General features: G+C 66.3%; 19 protein-coding genes. 18 read left to right on the forward strand and 1 reads right to left on the reverse strand.

All coding sequences use genetic code 11. The annotated features are described in order from the left end of the window. The first annotated feature begins 7 nt into the window (after window positions 1–7). The 6 genes from NBE95_RS14605 (at window position 8) to NBE95_RS14630 (ending at window position 7,693) form a co-directional block, all read left to right on the forward strand. Window positions 8–1,975, forward strand: a complete 1,968-nt coding sequence (locus tag NBE95_RS14605) for a hydantoinase B/oxoprolinase family protein (RefSeq protein WP_289894973.1) — start codon at window positions 8–10, stop codon at window positions 1,973–1,975. Continuing rightward, entirely contained in the window at window positions 1,972–2,271 is a 300-nt protein-coding gene (locus tag NBE95_RS14610) for a (2Fe-2S)-binding protein (protein WP_289894974.1), read from the forward strand. Before NBE95_RS14605 ends, NBE95_RS14610 begins: the two co-directional genes overlap by 4 nt. Then, entirely contained in the window at window positions 2,268–3,593 is a 1,326-nt protein-coding gene (locus NBE95_RS14615) for an FAD/NAD(P)-binding oxidoreductase (protein WP_289894975.1), read from the forward strand. Before NBE95_RS14610 ends, NBE95_RS14615 begins: the two co-directional genes overlap by 4 nt. 115 nt (window positions 3,594–3,708) lie before the next feature. Continuing rightward, a complete protein-coding gene (locus tag NBE95_RS14620) occupies window positions 3,709–5,172 on the forward strand; it encodes an aldehyde dehydrogenase family protein (protein WP_289894976.1) in 1,464 nt (487 codons plus the stop codon). 11 nt (window positions 5,173–5,183) lie between these two features. Further along, entirely contained in the window at window positions 5,184–6,236 is a 1,053-nt protein-coding gene (locus tag NBE95_RS14625; RefSeq protein ID WP_289894977.1) for a tartrate dehydrogenase, read from the forward strand. Then, a complete protein-coding gene (locus tag NBE95_RS14630) occupies window positions 6,233–7,693 on the forward strand; it encodes an NAD-dependent succinate-semialdehyde dehydrogenase (RefSeq protein ID WP_289894978.1) in 1,461 nt (486 codons plus the stop codon). Before NBE95_RS14625 ends, NBE95_RS14630 begins: the two co-directional genes overlap by 4 nt. A 24-nt stretch (window positions 7,694–7,717) precedes the next feature. Here NBE95_RS14630 and NBE95_RS14635 read toward each other — a convergent pair whose 3' ends face one another. Further along, complete coding sequence (locus NBE95_RS14635) at window positions 7,718–9,691, reverse strand: FAD-dependent oxidoreductase (RefSeq protein WP_289894979.1); 1,974 nt, start codon at window positions 9,689–9,691, stop codon at window positions 7,718–7,720. Window positions 9,692–9,804: 113 nt separating this feature from the next. Between NBE95_RS14635 and NBE95_RS14640 the strand changes: the two genes are divergently transcribed. The 12 genes from NBE95_RS14640 (at window position 9,805) to NBE95_RS14695 (ending at window position 21,750) form a co-directional block, all read left to right on the forward strand. Further along, complete coding sequence (locus NBE95_RS14640) at window positions 9,805–10,770, forward strand: LysR substrate-binding domain-containing protein (protein ID WP_289894980.1); 966 nt, start codon at window positions 9,805–9,807, stop codon at window positions 10,768–10,770. 204 nt (window positions 10,771–10,974) lie between these two features. After that, window positions 10,975–11,130 (forward strand): hypothetical protein, encoded by a 156-nt coding sequence (locus tag NBE95_RS14645; protein ID WP_289894981.1) that lies wholly within the window; start codon window positions 10,975–10,977, stop codon window positions 11,128–11,130. A gap of 141 nt (window positions 11,131–11,271) precedes the next feature. Then, window positions 11,272–12,426, forward strand: coding sequence for a signal peptide prediction (locus NBE95_RS14650; protein ID WP_289894982.1), 1,155 nt, complete (start codon window positions 11,272–11,274; stop codon window positions 12,424–12,426). Next, window positions 12,423–13,406, forward strand: coding sequence for a GntR family transcriptional regulator (locus NBE95_RS14655; RefSeq protein WP_019351368.1), 984 nt, complete (start codon window positions 12,423–12,425; stop codon window positions 13,404–13,406). Before NBE95_RS14650 ends, NBE95_RS14655 begins: the two co-directional genes overlap by 4 nt. Before the next feature lie 164 nt (window positions 13,407–13,570). Continuing rightward, on the forward strand, window positions 13,571–14,737 hold the full coding sequence (locus tag NBE95_RS14660; protein ID WP_289894983.1) for an ABC transporter ATP-binding protein: 1,167 nt from the start codon (window positions 13,571–13,573) through the stop codon (window positions 14,735–14,737). Between the two features lie 35 nt (window positions 14,738–14,772). After that, window positions 14,773–15,606: an ABC transporter permease gene (locus NBE95_RS14665; RefSeq protein ID WP_289894984.1), complete on the forward strand. Its 834-nt coding sequence runs from the start codon at window positions 14,773–14,775 to the stop codon at window positions 15,604–15,606. A gap of 3 nt (window positions 15,607–15,609) precedes the next feature. Further along, window positions 15,610–16,461, forward strand: a complete 852-nt coding sequence (locus NBE95_RS14670; RefSeq protein WP_289894985.1) for an ABC transporter permease — start codon at window positions 15,610–15,612, stop codon at window positions 16,459–16,461. After that, complete coding sequence (locus tag NBE95_RS14675; RefSeq protein ID WP_289894986.1) at window positions 16,458–17,189, forward strand: SDR family oxidoreductase; 732 nt, start codon at window positions 16,458–16,460, stop codon at window positions 17,187–17,189. The genes NBE95_RS14670 and NBE95_RS14675 overlap by 4 nt, the downstream gene beginning before the upstream one ends. Continuing rightward, a complete protein-coding gene (locus NBE95_RS14680; protein WP_289894987.1) occupies window positions 17,186–17,941 on the forward strand; it encodes an SDR family NAD(P)-dependent oxidoreductase in 756 nt (251 codons plus the stop codon). Before NBE95_RS14675 ends, NBE95_RS14680 begins: the two co-directional genes overlap by 4 nt. Before the next feature lie 51 nt (window positions 17,942–17,992). Beyond that, window positions 17,993–19,216 carry an extracellular solute-binding protein gene (locus tag NBE95_RS14685; RefSeq protein WP_289894988.1) on the forward strand — a complete coding sequence of 408 codons (1,224 nt, stop codon included), beginning with the start codon at window positions 17,993–17,995 and terminating at the stop codon, window positions 19,214–19,216. A gap of 72 nt (window positions 19,217–19,288) precedes the next feature. Continuing rightward, window positions 19,289–20,392: an ABC transporter ATP-binding protein gene (locus tag NBE95_RS14690; protein WP_019351594.1), complete on the forward strand. Its 1,104-nt coding sequence runs from the start codon at window positions 19,289–19,291 to the stop codon at window positions 20,390–20,392. A 32-nt stretch (window positions 20,393–20,424) separates the two neighbouring features. After that, the gene (locus NBE95_RS14695) at window positions 20,425–21,750 is read left to right on the forward strand and encodes an amidase (RefSeq protein WP_289894989.1); all 1,326 of its coding nucleotides are present in this window, start codon (window positions 20,425–20,427) and stop codon (window positions 21,748–21,750) included. Window positions 21,751–21,760 lie beyond the last annotated feature (10 nt).

Here is a 21,760-nt window from a genome sequence, read left to right on the forward strand (position 1 = left end):
TAAGGCCATGTTCGACAAGATGACGCTTCAGGTCCTGGCCAACCACGCCCGCGCGGCGGCCGAGAACATGGCCCATACGCTGCACCGCACCGCCCATTCCGCCTTCGTCAAGGAAACCCAGGATTTCACCGTCATGCTGATGGACAAGGGCGGCGACACCTTCGCCGTGCCGATGGACCTGGGCGCGACCTGGTATCCGGGCCTGACCTATGGCCGGGCCATCGCCATGGTGGACGACTATCGCCCGGGCGACGTGGCTTTCACCAACGACCCCTATTCCGGCCATGTCGCGACCCATGCCCCCGACACCCACCTGTGGAAGCCGGTCTTCGCGGAGGGCGAGATCGTCGCCTGGACCGGCGGGCACATCCACAATACCGACATGGGCGGCGCGGTGCCCGCCTCGCTGTCCCGGTCGCTGACCGAGATCCACCAGGAAGGCATCCGCTTTCCGCCGATGAAGCTGGTCAACGAAGGCGTCTTCGACGAGCAGATCCTGCGCATCATGCAGACCAATGTCCGCAAGCCCGCGCTAAACATCGGCGACATCAAGGCGCTGGTCGGGGCGCTGAACACCGGCGAGCGCAAGGTGCATCAGATGATCGCCCGCTTCGGCAAGCAGGGCTTCGTCCGGGGCGTCGCGGCGCTGAAGGACCAGGCCGAGGCGCAGGCCCGCGCCATCCTGCGCGCCATCCCGGACGGCGATTACCACTTCGCCGATTACGCCGACGAGGATAGCGACCAGGCCAATCCCTGCCGGCTGAACCTGGTGCTGAAGATCTGCGGCGACAGCGCGGTGCTGGACTTCACCGGATCGGACCCCCAGCTTGGCAGTTCGCTGAACGTGCCCTCGGGCGGGGATCCGCGACATACCATCCTGCTGGTGGGGATCTATTATGTCCTCTATACGCTGAACCCGCGCATCCTGCTGAATGCCGGGCTGACGCGGCCCTTCACCTGCATCGCGCCGGAAGGCACGGTGCTGAACCCGGTCGCCCCGGCCGCGGTGGGGATGCGGTCGCTGACCTGCGCGCGGTTGCGCTCGGTGATCTTCGGCGCGTTCTCGCAGGCCATTCCCGACCGGATGCCCGCCGCGCCCGCCGGAAACAACTGCATCATCAACGTGATGACGCGGGACGAACGCACGCAGAAGACCGTCATCGCCGCCGTGAACCCGGTGGTGGGCGGCGGCGGCGGCATGCCCTGGCGCGACGGCACCAACGGTTCGGGCGCGGATGCGGCCTATTTGAAGAACACCCCCATCGAGATCACCGAGACCGAGGTGCCGGTGGAATTCGTCCGCTATGGCCTGGCGCAGGACAGCGGCGGGGCCGGTCGCTGGCGGGGCGGGCTGGCCACCGAAATGGCCTTCCGCGTCTTCGCCCCGGACAGCCGCATCACCGCGCGCAACCGCGACCGCAGCGTCTTTCGCCCCTGGGGGATCCTGGGCGGCAAGGCGGCGGGCCTGGCCGAGATGGTCCTGAACCCCGGAACGCCCGAGGAACGGCGCACCGGCTCTGCCGATACCGCGATCCTTGGCCCCGGCGATGTGCTGATGATCCGTTCCGCCGGCGGCGGCGGGCGCGGCAACCCCTTCGCGCGCGAGGTCTGGCGGGTCGAGCAGGATGTGGCGCGGGGCTATGTCTCGGCCGATGCGGCGCGGCGCGATTACGGCGTGGTCGTCGGCGATGCCGATGCCACGGCGGCGCTGCGGGCGCAGGCGACGGAACACAAGGGGCATTTCCATTTCGGCCCCGAACGCGACGGCTTCGAGGCGCGCTGGACCAACGCCGCCTATGACGCGCTGACGGCGATCCTGGCGGCGCTGCCGATCCACTGGCGCTTCTTCGCCAAGACCGAGATCTTCCGCCGCATGGAGGGCGATGGCCCCGAGGCCGTCCGCCGCGCCTTCGACGCCGTCTGCGCGCGCTTCCCCGACCTGCCGCGCCCGGCCCTTGCGCAGGCCGCGGAATGAGCGGGCAACTGGTCCGGCTGGCGGAAACCGGGCGTGCGCCGGTCGCCTTCCGTTTCGACGGGCGGGACATGACCGGGCTGATGGGCGACACGGTGCTGACCGCGATCCTGACCGGCGCGGGGTCGCTGCGCCCGGCCGAGTTCGGGCCGGAACGGCGGGCGGGCTTCTGCCTGATGGGCGCCTGCCAGGACTGCTGGATCTGGGCCGAGGACGGCGCGCGCCTGCGCGCCTGCTCGACGCCGCTTGCGGCGGGGATGCGGCTGCTCTCCGAAGCGCCCCGGGGGTGGCCGGCATGACGCGGGTGCTGATCGTCGGCGCTGGGCCTGCGGGCATCCGCGCGGCGGAACGGCTGGTTCGCGCGGGTCTGCGCCCGGTCGTGGTGGACGAAGCCGCGCGGGCCGGCGGCCAGATCTATCGCCGCCCGCCCGAGGGGTTCACCCGCCCCCCGGAAAAGCTCTATGGCTCCGAGGCCGGGAAGGCGCGGGCGCTGCACGCGCTGTTCGACGGATTGGTGGCGGCGGGGCAGGTGGATCATCGCCCGCAGTCCTCGGTCCATGCGATCCGCGACGGGGTGGCGCATGTCGGGGCGCAGGCGATCCCGTTTGACCGGCTGATCCTGGCGACTGGCGCGACCGACCGGCTGGTCCCGGTGGATGGCTGGCAGCGTGCCGGGGTCTATTCCCTGGGCGCGGCGCAGATCGCGCTGAAGGCGCAGGGCGTGGCCATCGGGCGGCAAATCGTGCTGGCGGGATCGGGGCCGCTGCTGACCCTGGTGGCGACGCAGCTGCTGGCGGCAGGGGCAGGGGTCGCGGCGGTGCTGGACACCTCCTCGCTTGCCGGGCAGGCGCAAGGCGGCATCGGCATGGCTTTGGCGCGCCCGGCGGTGACGGCGCGGGGGCTGGCGATGCGGGCGCGGCTTGGGCGGCTGTATCACGCCGGCGTCCGGCTGGAGCGGATCGCCACGGATGCGGTCCATTGGCGCGATGCCAAGGGCCGGGCGCAGGTCACGCCCTGCGACGCGGTGGCGCTTGGCTGGCACCTGCGGGCGGAAACCCAACTGGCCGATCTGGCGGGCGCGTCCTTCGAATGGTCCGACATCTGGGCGCAATGGCTGCCGGTCGCGGACGAGATGGGCCGGGCGGCGACGGGCCTCTATCTGGCGGGCGACGGGCTGCGCATCCTGGGCGCGGATGGCGCCGAGGTCGCGGGCAGGCTGGCCGCCGATGCCTGCCTGAACGACCTGGGGATCGCCACGCCCGGCACGCGCGCGCTGCTGCGCCGCGCCCGGCGGCTGCACCGCTTCGCCGCCGCGATGGCGCGGGCTTTCCCGTGGCCTTCGGGCCAACTGGACGCGCTGCCCGATGCAGCTGTCCAGTGCCGCTGCGAGGGCATCACCCTGGGACAGATGCGCGATGCCGCAGGCCTGGGTGGGGCCGAGGCCAATCGCGTGAAGTCCCTGGGCCGTATCGGCATGGGTCGCTGCCAGGGCCGCTATTGCCAGCTTGCCGCCGCCGCGCTGATCGCCCGCCACGCCGGTCTTGCTCCGCAGCAGGTGGGCCGGTTGCGCGGCCAGCCCCCGGTGCGGCCGGTGCCTGTCGGCGCGTTGCTGGAGGACTGACGGCATAATCTTCCGTGCCTCGGTGCGGCACGGTGGTTTCTGCTGCCCGACGCGCCCCTTCGGCAGCTTTCGCCGGCCGCTCCGCGCCACCCTTGCCCCAACAGCCGAGGATGCCATGACCTTTGCCTTCGATCCCCTGTCCCTGACCCTGCCCGCAGGCCATTTCATCGACGGCGCCTATGTCGAGGACCAGGCGCGGCTTGAGGTGCGCGCACCCTCCAGCGGCCGGGTGATCGGCCATATCCCGGTGGCAGATGCGGCCATGGTGGACCGCGCGGTGACGGCGGCGCGGCGGGCGCTTGCCGCGTCGGGATGGGCGACCCTGCATCCCCGCGACCGTCTGCGCGCGCTGCATGCCTGGGCCGATCTGATCGAGGCCGAGGCGCCGGTGCTCGCCCGGCTGGAGGCGGTCTGCTCCTCCCGCCCCGTCGCGCATGTGGCCGCTGGCGACGTGCCGGTCACGGCAGAACAGATCCGCTTCTTCGCCGAATTCGCCGACAAGGAAGGCGGCGCGCTGGTGCCCACGGGCGCGGGCAGCCTGGGTTTCATCGCCGCCGAGCCTTATGGCGTGGTCGGCGCCATCGCGCCCTGGAACTTCCCGATCTCGATGGCGGGCTGGAAGCTGGCGCCGGCCTTGGCCGCCGGCAACGCCGTGGTGCTGAAACCGTCCGAGATGACGCCCTGGTCCACGCTCTACATGGCCGAGCTGTCGGTGCGCGCAGGCATTCCTGCGGGGCTGGTCAATGTCGTCCTGGGCGACGGGCCGGTCACCGGGGCGGCGATCACCGGGCATCCCGGTATCGACAAGGTCAGCTTCACCGGCTCGACCCGTGCAGGCGCCGCGATCATGGAGAATATCGCGCGCACCGGCATCAAGCCGATGACCCTGGAACTGGGCGGCAAAAGCCCGATGCTGGTCTTTGACGATGCCGATATCGACCTGACCGCCACCTGCCTGGAACGCGGCATCCTGCCCAATGCCGGCCAGTTCTGCATCGCCGGATCGCGCATCATCGTGCAGCGCGGCATCGCCGATGCGCTGGCCGCGCGGCTGGCGGAGCGCTTTGCCAAGCCGCGCCCTGCGCCGACCTGGGCGGAAAGCCCCGGCTTTTCGCCCATCATCTCGGACCCGCAGCTGCGGCGGATCGACGGCATCGTGCAGGCGGCGCGGGCGACGGGGGGTGAGATCCTGTGCGGCGGCGCCCGCTTCGATCACGAGGGCAGCTTCTACCGGCCGACCCTGATCGGCGGCGTTTCGGCCGACAATCCCGCCGTGACCGAGGAAATCTTCGGCCCGGTCGCCACCTTCCAGACCTTCGATACCGAGGAGGAGGGGCTGGCCCTGGCCCAGCACCCTACCTATGGGCTTTGCGCCGGGCTGTTCACCCGCGACCTGTCCCGCGCCCTGCGCCTGACCCGGCGGCTTGAGGCGGGGACGGTCTGGGTCAACCGCTATGGCCGGTCGCGCGACCATATCCTGCCGACCGGCGGCTGGAAGGCCTCGGGGCTGGGCAAGGATCTGGGGCGCGAGGCATTCGCCGCGAACCGCCGCACGAAATCGGTGCTGATCGACATCTGAAGGAGAAGACCATGACCGCCCACAAGATCGCGCTGATCCCCGGCGACGGCATCGGCGTGGATGTGACCGACGCCGCGATGCAGGTGCTGGACGCCGCCGCCGCGCGCTGCGGCTTCACGCTGGAACCGACCCGCTTCGACTGGTCCTGCGAGACCTATCTGGAAACGGGCCGCATGATGCCCGAGGACGGAATCGAGCAGCTGTGCCCCTTCGACGCGATCTACCTGGGCGCGGTCGGCTGGCCCGCCACGGTGCCGGATTCGGTGTCGCTGCACGGGTTGCTGCTGCCGATCCGCAAGGCCTTCGACCAATATGCCAACATCCGCCCGCACCGGCTGCTGCCCGGCGTGGAAGGTCCGCTGAGGGCGGAAGGCTTCGACATCCTCTGCATCCGCGAGAACACCGAGGGCGAATATTCCGGCGCCGGCGGTCGCGTCCACCAGGGCCGCGACAACGAGGTCGCCACGGAAACCGCGATCTTCACCCGCAAGGGGGTCGAACGCATCATCCGCTTCGGCTTCGAACAGGCGCGGGCGCGGCGCGGGCACCTGACCTCGGTCACGAAATCCAATGCGCAGAAATATTCGATGGTGTTCTGGGACGAGGTGACGCGCCAGATCGCCGCCGAATATCCCGACGTGACCGTCAGCCCCATGCATATCGACGCCATGGCCGCGAAGATGGTGATGGCGCCGCAGGATTTGGACGTGATCGTCGCCTCGAACCTGTTCGGCGACATCCTGACCGACCTGGGCGCGGCGATCCAGGGCGGCCTGGGCTTCGCGGCCTCGGCCAATATCTGCCCCGACCGCAGCGGCCCGTCGATGTTCGAGCCGGTGCATGGATCGGCCCCCGACATCGCGGGCAGGAACCTCGCCAATCCCATCGCCGCCATCTGGTCGGGGGCGATGATGCTGGAGCACCTGGGCGAGAAGCCCGCCGCCGATGCGGTGCTGGCCGCCATCGAAACCACCACCGCCCGGGGCATCGGCATCCGCCCCGGCTTGCACGGCACCGATGCCATTACCGCAGCCGTCCTGGCCGCGCTGGAGGAACAAGCATGAATCAGATGCCCGATTTCGGCCCGCAGCTGAACGATCCCGGCCTGTTCCGCCAGGCCGCGCTGATCGACGGCCGGTGGATCGCCCGTCCCGACATGGAGGTGACGAACCCCGCCACCGGCCGCGCCATGGGCACCATGCCCGACTGCACGGCGGAGGAAACCGCGCGGGCCATCGCCGCCGCGGAACGCGCCATGCTGGGCTGGCGCAAGCGCACCCATGCCGAACGCGCCGACCTGCTGATGGCCTGGTATCAGCTGATGCTGGACCATGCCGACGACCTGGCGCAGATCCTGACCGCAGAACAGGGCAAGCCCCTGGCCGAGGCGCGGGGCGAGGTGGTTTATGGTGCCTCGTTCCTGCGCTGGTTCGCCGAGGAAGCGCGGCGGATCAACGGCAAGATCATCCCCTCGCCGGTGCCGGGCAAGAAGGTCTTTGCCATGAAAGAGCCGGTGGGCGTCTGCGCGATCATCACGCCCTGGAACTTTCCCATCGCCATGATCACCCGCAAGGTCGCCCCTGGCCTGGCGGCGGGCTGCACGATGGTGGTGAAACCTTCGGACTTCACCCCCTATTCGGCGCTGGCGCTTGGGGTGCTGGCCGAACGCGCGGGCATTCCCGCGGGCGTCATCAACATCCTGACCGGCCGCCCCGAGGCGATCGGCGCCACGCTGACCGCCAGTCCGGTGGTGCGCAAGCTGTCCTTCACCGGCTCGACCCGCGTCGGCGCGCTGCTGGCGGAACAATGCGCGCCGACGCTGAAGCGCATGTCGCTGGAGCTGGGCGGCAACGCGCCCTTTATCGTCTTCGACGACGCCGACCTGGACGCGGCGGTGGAAGGCGCGATGCTGTCGAAATTCCGCAACGGCGGACAGACCTGCGTCTGCGCGAACCGCATCCTGGTGCAATCGGGCATCCACGACGCCTTTGTCGCGGCCCTGGCGAAGCGCGTCGATGCGCTGCAGGTCGGCCCCGGCACGGCCGAGGGCACGACCATCGGCCCGATGATCAACGCCGCCGCGATCGCCAAGATCCGCGCCCATGTCGAGGACGCGCTGTCCAGGGGCGCGACCCGCGCCACCGCCGCGCGCGATCTGCCCGATGCCTATGCCGATCCGGTGGTTCTGGTCGGCGCCACGACCGAGATGCAGCTGGCCGCCGAGGAAACCTTCGGCCCGGTCGCCCCGATCTTCCGCTTCGAGACCGAGGAGGAGGCGCTTGCCATCGCCAACGGCACGCCCTTCGGCCTGGCCGCCTATTTCTTCACCCGCGACATCACGCGCGCCTTCCGCGTGGGCGAAGCGCTGGAGTTCGGCCTTGTCGGCCTGAACACCGGCGCGGTCAGCCATGCCGAAACCCCCTTCGGCGGCGTCAAGGCATCGGGCCTTGGCCGCGAGGGAGCGCAGGACGGGATCGAGGAATATCTGGAAACCAAGGCGTTCCATTTCGGCGGGCTGTAAGGCCCGCCGCCTTTCAAAACCCTGTCACAGTTCCAGACATAGCCGATAGGCATCCAGGATCGAGGCATGCAGGTCGCGGCTGGCAACCGCATCGCCGATCCGGTGCAGCGCGAAGCCTTCGCCTGACTGACGCAATTCGCTGAACAGGGCGTCCATCGGCAGCGTGCCGTGTTCGACGACCACCTGCGCGGCATCCAGGTGGCGTTCCGCCCCGGTCATTTCGTTGCGCAAGGTGGCGCGCAAGCCATTGCCCTGGCGCTCGACCCGGATCAGGGCGTGATCGGTCAGGGTGGCGATGCCCGCCTGGTAGAAGCGTTTGCGAAAGCTGGTCGCGTCCTGATAGGGCATCTCGGCCGCAGGGACCGCATCGGGGGTGGCAAGGGTGACGGGCCGCCCGGCATCGGCCAGCTTCAGCGCGCAGGACGGCGCGGCCTGCCGCCCGGTGCCGTCATAGACCAGCACCTCGCCCTGGGCCGCGACCGCGCCGGTCAGCAGATCCCAGGTGCTGTGGCAATGCTCGGCCCCCTCCAGCCAGTCCAGGTCGGGAAGGCCGCCGGTCGCCACGACGACGATGTCGGGGGCCTCGGCCAGGATGTCGGCCGCTTCGGCCCAGGTGTTCAGGCGGACATCCACCCCCAGCCGCTCCAGTTCGCTGCGCCGCCAGTCGATGATGCCCAGCAGGTCGCGGCGCCCCGGTGCCTTGGCCGCCACCAGGATCTGCCCGCCAAGGCGCGCCGCTGCTTCGATCAAGGTGACGCGGTGGCCGCGTTCGGCCAGCACGCGCGCGGCCTCCATCCCCGCCGGGCCACCGCCCACGACAATGGCGCGGCGTGGCGCGGGGGACCGGGAAATGGCATGGCCCAGGGTGGTTTCGCGCGCGGTCGCGGGGTTATGGACGCAATGCGCCTTGCGATACAGGCAATAGGAGGCGCCGACGCAAGGGCGGATGCGATCCTCGTCCCCCGCCGCGATCTTGGCGACCAGATGCGGGTCGGCGATATGGGCGCGCGTCATGCCGACCAGATCCGCGATCCCGTCGCGCAGCACATGGCGCGCGGTGGCCACGTCGCGGATGCCGCCCGCGTGCAGGACCGGCAGCGACACCGCCTGCCGGAAGGCGCGGATATGCGCCAGATAGGGGGCCGAGGGCTGGAACATGCCGGGCATGTTGTCCTCGGTCAGCAGCAGGTCGCTGTCCATCCGGCCATAGATGCAGTCGAACAGGTCCACATGCCCCTCGGCCTGGATCATCCGGGCGATGGTCAGAGCGTCGTCGGCGGTCAGCCCGTCCGATCCCCCTTCATCGACGACATAACGGATGCCCACCACGAAATCGTCGCCCACGGCACGGCGGATCGCTTCGTGCACCATCAGCGCGAAGCGGGCGCGGTTGGCAGGCGACCCGCCAAAGCCGTCGCTGCGACGGTTGGTGCGCGGCGACAGGAACTGGCCGATCAGGTGCCCGCCGGTCAGCGTCTCGACCCCGTCCAGTCCTGCCTCCTGGCAGCGCCGGGCGGCGCCGGCGAAATCCGCGATCACCCGGTCGATATCGGCGCGGTCCATCTCTTTCGGGAAGCTGCGGGTCCGGGTCTCGCGCACCCGCGAGGGCGCAATGGCCGGCAGCCAGGCCCCGCCAAGCGCCGTGGCCCGCCGCCCCAGATGCGAGATCTGGCACATGATCGCCGCGCCCTGGCCATGGATCCGCCCTGCCATCGCCGCCAGATGCGGGATGACCGCGTCATCCGCCAGATTCAGCTGCCCCCCGCCCCAACTGGAATCGCCCGAGATCATGGCAGAGCCGCCGATCATCGTCATGCCGATGCCGCCCCTGGCCTTTTCCTCGTGATAGGCCTGGTAGCGTTCGCCCGGCATTCCGCCATCGTCCAGCATCGAGGCATGGCTGGTGCTGACGATGCGGTTGCGCAGTTGCAGTCCCCGCAGGCGGAAGGGGCGAAGAAGCGGGTCGGTTGATCGGGTCTCGGCGGCGATCATCGGCATGCTGTGGTCCTGTCTGCGGCGCCACGTCGGGGCGCAAGCTGTCCTTCCAACCTGCGCGAGGACGGGCGTTGCAGGAAGCTTGATAATCCTGACAGGGGGTATACGCTGCAGGCATGACCCCTCCGCTCCGACTGGGCGCAGCCACGCGCGCGCTGTTCGTTTTCGAAGCCGCGGCGCGCACCGGCAGCTTCTCGGCCGCGGCGCGCGAATTCAACGTGACCCAACCCTCGGTCAGCCGTGCCATCGCCCAGCTTGAAGCCGAACTGCGCCTGCGCCTGTTCGACCGCAGCCCGACGGGCATTGCCTTGACCGCGGATGGGCGACGCATCTTCGACGCCGTCTCCCAAGGCTTTTCCGGCATCGCCGCGGCCGTTGCCGAGGCGCAGGACCGCTTTGCCCGGACCCGGGTGACGCTGTCCTTTTCCAGTTCCTTTGCGACCCATTGGCTGCTGCCCCGGCTGGGCAGCTTCAAAGCCGCCTTTCCAGGCATCGAGCTGCGTCTGGATCTGGCCCAGGGAATGCTGGGCGAGCCGCCCGCCCATGCGGATATCGCCACCCGGATCGTGCGCGACGATGACCCGCGCTATCATGTCTGGTCCTTCGCGCCCGAGGTCATCCTGCCCGTCTGCAGCCCCGATTATCTGACCGAGCGGGGACCGTTGACGGACGATCCGTCAGGCCATGTCTTCCTGAACCTCGATGACGCGCACGGGGCCCATTGGCAAAGGCTGCTGGGCCCCGGTTTCGTCCGATCGGGACAGTGGCACCGCTTTTCCGACTATTCCGTGGTTTTGCAGGCGGCCGAGCGGGGCGAGGGCATCGCGCTGGGCTGGATCAGCGTCGTCTCGCGCGCATTGCGCGAGGGAAGGATGGTCGCAGCATCGGCCAAGACCTTGCGCACGGGTCGGCATCATTCGCTGATCGCGCCCCGGTCGAAGCCTTTGCCGCCGGTGGTTCCGCAAATCTGCGAATGGTTGGCAGGCAGGATGGCCGAGGATCTGGCGGCAATCGGGCCGGGCACCGTCGGGACGTGTCCGGCAGAGCCCGCCACGCCGGAAAAAGCGCGGCAGCACCGATAGCGGCCGCTGGCCGAGTTGGCCTGGCTGTCCGGGCTCATCCCGGCGCCGATGGCATGGCGTGCGCCTGTCGCGACGGCGGGGCATGTTGCGAGACGCGCAATGCGGTCACGCCGGTCCTGTCCACCGATGGCCACGGCCGCAGGACCAGCCCGAACCTCTACAAGACCACGGCGCCGCGTCGCGGTGTCGGAAGGGGGCGATTTCATGGTCGGGACGGTGATTCCCGCCGGCATGGATTTGATCGCCGGGCTGCTGCCGCGTTTGCCCACAGGTTTCGTGAAGCTGGGCATGGTAGAAGCGCCGCAGGCGCGGCATGATCGGCAGGCCCTTCTGGCTGCGATCCGCGACGCAGGGGACTGAGGGGCGCCGAACAGAATCCGCGCCGGCAAGCGATTGCCCGCGCCCCCAGTCGCCCGAGGGTCCATGTCCGACGCAATGCCTGTTCCGCTTCCTTCCCCCCCCGTGGTGCCTCGTCGGCGGCTGCGCGTGCTTGGAACGTCGGTGACCTTGCTTGAGCCGGTCCGGGTGCAGGCCGAAATCGATCTGGGATTCGACATCCATTTCGCGCTCCGGGATTTCCCGTCGTGTCAGCGATTCGCCGCGATGGAGCCGGACAGCTATGACGTTTACGAACAGTGCTTTCACAACCTTGACATTGTCTGGTTCTGGGGGGCCTTGCAGCCCATCGACACCGCGCGGATCCGCGAATGGGATAATCTTTCCAATCTGGCCAAGCTGGGAACCAGCAGCCGCTATGCCGAGCGTGGCCTGGGAGACGCTCCCGTCAAGAAGCTCTATATCCAGCCCGGCGGCTTTCTGGGGCCGAGACCCTCGCGCTATATCAGCATGCTGCCCACTGTCCACAATATGGACAGCTTCGGGTATGATCCGCAGGTTTTCGGGCATGGGCCGGATGTAAGGCCCAGTTGGGCCTGGCTGCTGGACGGTCGCGCCAGGGGGCGCATCGCCTTGGTGGACGAGCCGGCGATCGGCTTTTTCGACATCGCGCTGGCGGTCGAGGCCATCGGCGAAATCCAGTTCGCCGATATCGGCAACATGACCATCGACGAGATCAACGCCCTGATGCGCGTTCTGGAACGCAAGCGTCAGGACGGGTTCTTCTGCGGCACCTGGCGCGACGGTGACGGCGCCGCGGCTTTGGTCGAGGCCGGCCGCGTTTCCGTTCAAAGCATGTGGGCACCGGTCTACGGCAAGCTGGGCAAGGCCGGCAGGAGATTCCTGGACGCAGTCCCGGTCGAGGGCTATCGCGCCTGGCATGGCGGCGGCAGCCTGTCGCGACACTTGCACGGGGCCGAACTGGACATGGCCTATGAATATCTGAACTGGTGGCTGTCGGGCCATGCCGGAGCGGTGATGGCGCGGCAGGGCTATTACATCGCCAATCCAACCTGTGCCCGCGACCATCTGACCCCGGAAGAATGGGCCTATTGGTATGAGGGCAAGACGGCGGCCTGCGATCTCTGCGATCCATATGGCGACGTGGTGGTGCGGGCGGGCGACCGGCGGGCCGGCGGATCCTATCTGGACCGCACCCGCCACATTGCGATCTGGAACACGGTGATGGACGAATACAATTACGCCGCCCGCGCTTGGGAGCGGTTTGTCCGCCGCGTGAACGATGGGGCATCGGCATGATCCGCGCGGCCAACCCCCTGGCGCAGGAGCCGCGTTATGAACTGATCACGCGTGTCCTGCGCGACAATATTCGGACCGGCGTGCTGCCGGATGGCTTTGTGCTGCTGGAGGCGCCCATTGCCGCGATGATGCGCACCAGCCGGGTGCCAGTGCAGGCTGCGCTGCGCAGGTTGCTGGACGAAGGCCTGGTGCACCGTTTCGAAGGCCGCGGCTATCTGGTGGGGCAGGCGGGGCCCGCGCTTCAGCCGCTGCGCGGCGATATCCGCGACTTGTCGATCAGCATCCCGTCGGAGGTCGAGGATGCCCTGCAGACTCGCGGCACCTGGCGTCACGTATACGACCAGGTCGAGGAAGAGATCGCTTCTTGCCAGATATTTGGTGAATTCCGCATCATCGAGTCGGAGCTGGCCGAGTGCTTGGGCGTCAGCCGGACCGTTGCGCGCGATGTTCTGGCGCGCCTGCACGAACGTGGCCTGATACGCAAAAGCACGACCTCGCACTGGATTGCGGGGCCGTTGACCGCGCGAATCGTCAGCGAGAAATTCGAACTGCGCGGCATCATCGAACCTGCGGCGCTGCGGTTGGCTGCGGCAAACATCCGCTATGCCGAAGTGGATGTGCTGCTGGAGCGGATCGGCACCGATGCTTCCATCACGCCGCAGTATCTGGGCGATGCGCTGCTGGAACATTGTATCGCGCAGGCGCCAAACACGACGCTGGTGGAGATGATCCGGGGCAACCGCCTGCTTCTGTCAGCGGTTGACAGGGCGTTGATCCAGCTGGGCTTGCCGCGGGATGAGGAAACGATCGAGCAGTACCAGACGCTGTTCGACCTTATCTCCAGGCATCCGATTGATTCTGCATGTGAATATCTGAAGGATCAGATGCTGATCGCGGCGCGGCGCTATCTGGCGCGGATGAAAATCGTGGCCGTGATCAGCGATGCGGGCGATTTCGCCCCTTACCTGAGTCCATTGTAAAGCGGATATTGTGTTCAATAATCGTTATTAGATCCGCAGAATCACTCGCTCACGTCCGCTTTCCCGCTGCAACGCGGCGAAAAATTATCGAAATGGCGACATTTCGGAAGTTTTTTGTCGTTGACAGGTAAGATAAGCAACTATTTCATACAAAGTACGTTTTGATGGAGCCGCAGCCGCTTGGCTCGACCATCAAGGGAATAACAACCGGGCACCGCTTTGGCAGGTATCCCGGAGTTTCAGGTGAGGTGATGGTGGACACGGCAGTCTTCAGGCTTGAGGGCGTGACCAAGCGCTATGGCGATCTGGTTGCTCTCGACAATGCGACGCTGGAAGCGGGTGCGAATGAATATATCTCTCTCCTCGGCCCGTCGGGTTCAGGAAAAACGACACTGCTGCGCGTCATTGCGGGGTTCGAGGCCCCCGAGGCGGGCAGGGTATATTTTGAGGGGCGCGACATTACCCATGTTCCGGCCCATGAGCGCGGCATCGGGTTCGTTTTCCAGAACTTTGCGCTGTTCCCGCATCTGACGGTCATACAGAATGTCGCCTTCGGCCTGACGCATGGCAAGTCGGGTCTCAGCCCGTCCGAAATCGAGCGGCGCAGTCTTGAGATGATTGATCTGGTTGGCCTTTCGGGCATGGAGGGGCGAGGCGTAGACCAGATTTCCGGCGGGCAGCGCCAGCGGGTGGCTTTGGCCCGGACGCTGACCATGCACCCCCGGCTGGTGCTGCTGGATGAACCGCTGGGCGCGCTTGATGCCAACCTGCGTGGCCGGATGCGCAACGAGCTGCGCGCGATCCGCGAGCGGCTGGGTGTGACCTTCCTGCATGTGACGGGCAGCGAGACCGAGGCGTTGGCGATGGGCGACCGCGTGGTGGTGCTGAACCGTGGCCGCATCATCCAGACCGGCAAGCCCAACGATGTCTATGATCGTCCGGCGTCGCCGGACGTGGCGCATTTCCTCAACCGCTTCAACCTTTTCGACGGGCGGCTGTCGGGTGGCGTGTTCTCTGGCGTATTCGGTGTCGCGCCTGCCGGCCAGGCCGTCCATGCCGACCGCGATATCTACGCCGTGCGCTATGACCGGATCAACGTGCTTCCGGTTGGGGCGGGGGCGGACGGGCCCGGGATCAGGGCCAAGTTCCTGACCTCGGAATATCTCGGCTCGTCGATCGTCAACTTTTTCGAGACGGCGGATGGCGAGGTGATCGAAATGGAGCACCATCTCAGCCTGGGCGCCCCGCAGACCTTCGAGATCCGGCAGGACTACCTGCTGACATGGAACCCCGAACAGGCCATCGCCTTTGGCCGTGAGGCACGCTCATGACCAGCTCTACCACGATCCAGAAACGCCAGGCCGATGTGACGCGCTGGCTTTTGGCGCCCGGCATCATCTGGATGATGCTGTTTCTTGTGCTGCCTATCTTGATGATCGTCTATGTTTCCTTCTGGACGCAGACGACTTTCAACATTTCGCCCGATCCGACGCTGGACAGCTGGAAGCAGTTCTTCATTTCCGACACCTATGTCGGCTCACTGTGGACGACGGTGCGCATCTGGCTGATCGTTCTGGCCTGTACTTTCCTGGTCGGCTATCCAACGGCGCTGTTCGTGGGCTTGTTCATCAAGTCCAAGGCGCTGTCGACGATCCTGCTGGTGGTCTGCGTCATCCCGTTCTGGACATCGTTTCTGATCCGCGTTCTTGCCTGGCGGCCGATGCTTGGCAAAGAGGGTGCCATCAACATCGTGCTGATGAAGCTGGGCATTATCAGCCAGCCCATCGAAGTTCTGCTGTTCACCGAACTGTCCGTCGTCATCGGCATGACCCAGATCTACTGTGTCTTCATGGTCGGCCCGATTGCCTTCATGCTTTCGCGCATCGACCGAAACGTCATCGAGGCCGCGCGTGATCTTGGCGCGGGTTTTGGCCGGATCTTCTGGAAGATCATCTTTCCCCTTTCGTTGCCAGGGGTCGTCGTCGGCGCAATCTTTGTCTCGGTCATGGTTCTGGGCGAATTCGCCACCTCGGGCGCGCTGTCGGGCCGCAAGGTGAACCTGCTGGGCAATATCATCGTAACGCAGGTCGGCTCGTTGAAATGGGCGATGGCTTCGGTGGTGGGTGTGATCCTGACCGTGGTCATGGGTATCGTGATCGCCGGCTTCCTGCGCATCGTCGACCTGAAGCGGGAGCTGTGAACCATGGAATCGCGTGTATTCAAACCCGTTCTCGGACTCTATGTCGTCCTTTTCGTACTGTTCCTCTATGGCCCGTTCGTCGTTCTGACGATCCTGTCGTTCCAGCAGGGCCCCGAGGGCGGGCCGCAGTTCCCGATCATCGAATGGTCGTCCTATTGGTACAAGCACATCTTCGGCCTGACCCCGCCGTCGCGCGTGGCGCCGCTGCCCTTTGGCGAAGCATTGGTGCGCTCGCTGATGCTGGCTCTGATGACCATGGTGGTCTCGACCGTTCTGGGCGTGATGTCCGCGCAGGCGTTCCGGCGCAAATTCAAGGGGTCAGGCGCCGTATTCTACCTGATCGTGCTGGGCATGATGGTGCCGGGTGTGCTGACCGGGCTGGGCACCTCGCTTCTGGCCAACAACGTGGTCGGGATAGAGCGGCACTGGTACACCACCGCATTTGCGACCCATGTGGCCTATACGTTCCCCTTTGCCTTCCTGGTGATGCTGGCGGTGCTCAACCGCTTTGACGGTTCCGTGGAGGAGGCAGCCTGGTCGCTCGGCGTCGACCCCTGGACGACCTTTCGCAAGGTCACGTTCCCACTGATCTTCCCGGGCGTCCTGTCCGCGATGCTGTTCGCATTCACCCTCAGCCTCGACGAGTTCCCACGCACGCTGTTCGCTTCAGGGCGCGATCAGACTCTGCCGCTGGCGATTTACGGTACCTTCTCGGTCGAGATCCATCCCAACATCTTTGCTTTCGGCGTGCTGACGACGCTGTTCTCGTTTGCGCTTCTGTCGGTCTATGGCATCCTGATGGGCCTCTCCGTGCGCCGCGCCAAGAAGATTGCGATGCAGGAGGAAGTGGCATGAGCGACGCTCAAACCGTCATCGTGACCGGCGCAGGCTCGGGCATTGGCCGGGAAATCGCTGTCAGACTGGCCCGAGATGGCTTCAATGTGATGGTCAACGACTATCGGGCCGAAGCCGCGGCAGCGGTTGCCGCTGAGATCGGTCCGCGTGCGGCGGCGTGCGCCGGGGACGTGTCTGATGAGGCGGACGTTGCCGCCCTCGTGGCCCGGACCGGGGCCGCCTTCGGTACCGTCACCCACCTGGTGAACAACGCTGGGCATGTGCACCAGTCCCGTTTCACCGATCTGGCGCCAGCCGATTTCGATCGGATGATTGCCGTCCATCTGCGCGGCACCTTCCTGTGCAGCAAAGCGGTGATCGGCGGGATGCTGGCGCGCAAGGCCGGGGTGATCGTCAACATGGCCTCTCAGCTAGGACAAATCGGCGGGGTGGAGCTGGCGCATTATAGTGCCGCCAAGGCCGGAATAATCGGTATGACCAAGGCGCTGGCCCGCGAAGTTTCCGCCAGCGGGGTGCGGGTGAACGCCGTGGCGCCCGGCCCGATCAATACGCCGCTGGTGCGCGGCCTGTCCGAGGACTGGCGACGCGCCAAGGCCGCGGAACTGCCGCTGGGCCGCTTTGGCGAGCCCGCGGAAGTGGCCGCCGCCGTTGCCTTCCTGTGTTCGCCAGCCGGGTCGTTGTTTGTCGGCCAGACGCTGGGCCCCAATTCCGGAGACGTGATGCTATGACGAAGACAGTTTTGATCACGGGTGCCGGCATTGGCATCGGCCGGGCCGCGGCCATGGCTTTTGCGGCGGCCGGCCACCATGTCGTCGTGACCGATGTGCTGGACGCTGAAGGCCGGTCCTGCGTGGACGCGATCCGCGCCTCGGATGGCAGTGCCGAATATCACCATCTTGATGTGCGCTCGACCGAAGCCGCCGATGTGCTCGTGGCCCGGATCGAGGCAGAGCGCGGCGGCATCGACGTGATCGTCGCCAATGCCGGCATCGCCCACAAGGTGCCCCTGCCGGCCCTGACCGATGAGAAGTGGGACCATACCTTCGACATCGACCTGAAGGGCATCTTCCGCGTCATCCGCCCGACGCTGCCTGGCATGAAGGCCAGGGGCAAGGGCGCGATCGTCGCGCTGTCGTCAATCATGGGTGTGGCCTATGGTTGGGACGAGCATGTGCATTACTCCGCGGCCAAGTCGGGCGTGGTCGGCCTGGTACGCGGTCTTGCCGTCGAACTGGCGCGCGACGGCATCCGCGTCAACGGGGTGGCGCCGGGCTACATACGCACCGCGCAACTTCTGTCCAGGGAAAACTCGCTTGGCCCGGAAGCCGCGGAGAAAGCGGGCGAATTCATTCCGATGGGCCGCCTCGGCGAGCCGGAAGACATCGCCGATGTTGTTGTGTTCCTGGCATCCGAGGGCGCCCGCTACATGACCGGACAGGTTGTCGTGGTGGACGGAGGATTGCTCGTCGGCCGCTACTGACCTTGGGCGATGCAAAAACAATCAACGTACTCAACATGGTGGGTGATACACATGCGTAACAAGTCGCTGTCGCGGCGTGGCTTCTTGCAGGGAACGGCCGGTTCCGTGGCGTTCGCGGCCGCTGGCATGCCGTTCCTTGGTTCCCAGCAGGCCTATGCGGCCGATCTGGCCTCGCAGGAGCTGCGCACAGTCGGTCTATCGGTGACTGTTCAGGAGCGGATCCTGAACGATTTCAAGGCTGCTTCTGGCGTAAGGTCAGTGGCGGGCAAGGCGGACATCTTTCCCAACACCCAGACCGAGCTGCTGTCCGGCTCGACTGCTTATGACTGCTGGGAAATCATCGCCGAGCGTCTGCCCTCGATCGTACAGACCGACCTGGCAGCACCGATCCCGGTGTCTTCGCTTAACAACTGGGCGGGCATCGGCGAATCTTTCCTGAAGCCCAGCGACAAATGGGAACCCCGCGCCCAGATCACCGGTCAGATCTGGACCGACGAAAGCCAGAGCCAGCTTTACATGGTGCCGTCGGTCTATAACTTTGACTCGATCGGCTTCCGCCCGGACATGGTCGATCCCGAAGAGGCTGCCCTGTGGTCATCGCTTTTCGATCCGAAGTTCAAAGGCAAGACCGGCCTGAACGTGGACCCGTTGATTGCCTTTGGCCAGGCGATCATGGCCATGAACGAACTGGGCCTGCTTGCGGTGAAGAACCCCGGAAATCCGGATCCGGCGGCGATCGAGGAGGCCGCGAAGTTTCTGATATCGAAGAAGAAAGAAGGTCAGTTCCGCGCGCTTTGGGGCGATTTTGGTGAGCTGGTGAACCTTCTCGCCTCTGGCGAGATGATCCTGGCCGATGCCTGGCAGCCGGCGGTCATGGCGGTCAAGGCGCAGGGCGTGAAATGCTCTTATGCCACAATGAAGAATGGCTACCGTGGCTGGGCGGTTGGCGTTTCGGCGCTGAAATCCTCGCCCAATTTCGATGCCGTCGTGGCCTATGCCGATTACTGGCTGTCGGGCGCCCCCGCGGTCGCCGTGTCCGAGCAGGGCTATTACTCGCCCAATGACAAGGTCAGGAACATCATGGCGCCAGAGAAATATGCCTTCTGGTACGAGGGGGCGCCGTGGGTCGGCGCGGAAGAGCGCGGCATCAAGGAAGGCGATTTGCGCGATGGCGGGTCTCTGGCTACCCGCGCTGCCAACGTCGCCTACTGGCACCAATGGCCGGACGAATATGACCTGCTGATCCAGAAGTGGGACGAGTTCCTCTCGGCCTAATCCTGCCAGATCCACGGCCGGGGGTGCTGCAAGCCCCGGCCACATATTGAACCGCAATTCAAGGAATACCCAGTGGCCTACGACCTGCAGCTTTCGCATATCGGCAAGGTTTATGCCAACGGCACGCCCGCCGTGATCGACTTCGACCTTGATGTGGAAAAGGGCGAATTCATCGCGTTTGTCGGTCCGTCCGGCTGCGGCAAGTCCACCACATTGCGCATGATCGCCGGGTTTGAATCGATCACCTCCGGCGATTTGCTCATCGCGGGCCGGCGCGTGAACGACCTGCCGCCGGAAATGCGGCCGACCTCGATGATTTTCCAGAACTATGCGCTGTTTCCGCACATGACCGTGCGGCAGAACGTGATGTTCGGGCTGGAGGTCAAGAAACTTGCCGTTGCCGAGGCACGGCGCAAGGTCGAGCGGATCCTGGACAAGCTGGGTCTGACTGAAGTGGCCGAGGTGCGGCCCACCCGGCTGTCGGGCGGCCAGCGGCAACGGATCGCGCTGGCGCGCTCTCTGGTGATAGAACCCGACATCCTTCTGCTGGATGAGCCGCTTGGGGCGCTGGACGCCAATCTGCGCAAATCGATCCAGAACGAACTGAAGCTGCTGCAGCGGGAATTGGGCATCACCTTCGTATTTGTGACCCATGCCCAGTCCGAGGCTTTGGCTCTGTCAGACCGGATCGTCGTGATGAATGGCGGGAAGGTCGAGCAGATCAGCCCGCCGCGAGAGCTGTACACCCGTCCGCAAAGCATTTTTGTGGCCCGCTTCATCGGCTCGAACACACTCATTTCCGGTCAGGTCCGGCAGGTGGGCGGTGCCGGGACAATGATCGAGACACCGTTCGGCATTCTGCAGGCTGAAGCGCCGCCCCATGCCATCGCCCATGGCACCGGCGCGTCGATCGTCCTGCCGGCCGAAGCGATCCACGTTCTGCCGGGCAGGATGCCGGAGGCCGAGATCCGCGCGATCTACGGCGCGAACGTCATTCCCTGTACGATCAACCGGCTGCAGCTGGTGGGGCATATCCTGCAGATCGGCATGACTCTGCCCAACGGCGAGGCCGTGTCGCTGGAAGGCCATGCCGACAAGTATCGTGACACCCTGTCGGCGGACAGTCCGGCCTTTGTGGCCTGGCACCCTGCTGACGCCACCCTGATCGCGCAATAGGTGTGGCGATGACCGGCTCTACGGCAAAGCAATTGGCTGAGGATCTGCGGGCCGGGCGATGCGATCCCCTGGATCTCGTGGCCGAGGTCTATGACCGCATCGAGGCCTATGGTGATGATGCGCTCTTCATCCGTCTTACCCGGCCCCGCGCCGAGGCAGAGGCCCGCGCGGCGCGCGAAAGACTACGAGCCGGCCTGCCGGCCAGCTGCCTTGACGGTGTTCCTCTGGCATGGAAAGACCTGTTCGATCTCAAGGGCACTGCGACGACGGCTGGCTCTGCCGTGCTGCTGGACGCTGCACCCGCGACGCGGGATGCGGCACTGGTTCACGCCGGGATGCGAGCGGGGCTTGTCACCGTGGGCGCGGTGAACATGACCGAGTTCGCCTTTTCCGGCATCGGCATCAATCCGCATTTCGGCACCCCGCGCAACCCTTGCGACAGGGCGGTGCACCGCTCTCCCGGCGGGTCTTCTTCGGGCAGCGGGGCAGTGGTGGCCGCGGGCATCGTGCCCTTGTCGATCGGCACGGATACCGGTGGATCGGTGCGCATTCCGGCGGCCTTCAACGGCGTGGTGGGTTACAAGACCTCGACCGGGCGTTTTCCTATGGCGGGGACGTTTCCGCTGTCGCGCAGCCTCGATACGCTGGGACCACTGGCCCGGACGGTCGAGGATTGCGTTCTGGCCGATGCGGTGCTGCGTGGGCACGCCGACGCGGATCTGCGTGGCGCAGACCCGGCGGCGCTGAATCTCGTGGTGCCCGATGTCGTGATGCTGGACGATCTGGACCCCGGCGTGGCCGCGGCCTTCGAGGCCAGCCTGGCGCGGATTGCGGCCACAGGCGCCCGCGTGCGCCACATTGCTATGCCCGAACTGCGCGAGACGGTTGAGGTGATGGCCCGCTTTGCCCCGCTTGCCGCCGCCGAGGCGATGGATACCCATGGCGCGCGCCTTGCCGGTCCTGATGCCGCGCGTATGGACCCGCGCGTGGTGCGTCGCATCCGCATGGGTGAAAAGATGACGGCGGTGGACCTGATCCGCCTGCACGACGCCCGCCGTCGCCTGATCGGCATTGCGGCCGAGCGTTTGGGCGATGCGATCCTGCTCTGTCCCACCACAGCGGGCGTGGCAATGCCGATCGCACCGCTGGAAGCGGACATTGATTTGTTTTTTCACCATAATTTCCGCACCCTTCGGAACACCTCTCTTGGCAACTTCCTCGATTGGTGCGGAGTGTCGATTCCCAACGGGGTCGATGCGGACGGCATGCCGACCGGGCTTTTGCTCAATGCCGGCCATGGTCGCGACCATGCCCTTCTGGCTGCGAGCCTGACCCTCGAGGCCGCGATCCGCGGCTGACACGATCTGC

This window comes from Paracoccus sp. TOH, assembly GCF_030388245.1.
GTDB classification, from domain to species: Bacteria; Pseudomonadota; Alphaproteobacteria; order Rhodobacterales; family Rhodobacteraceae; genus Paracoccus; species Paracoccus simplex.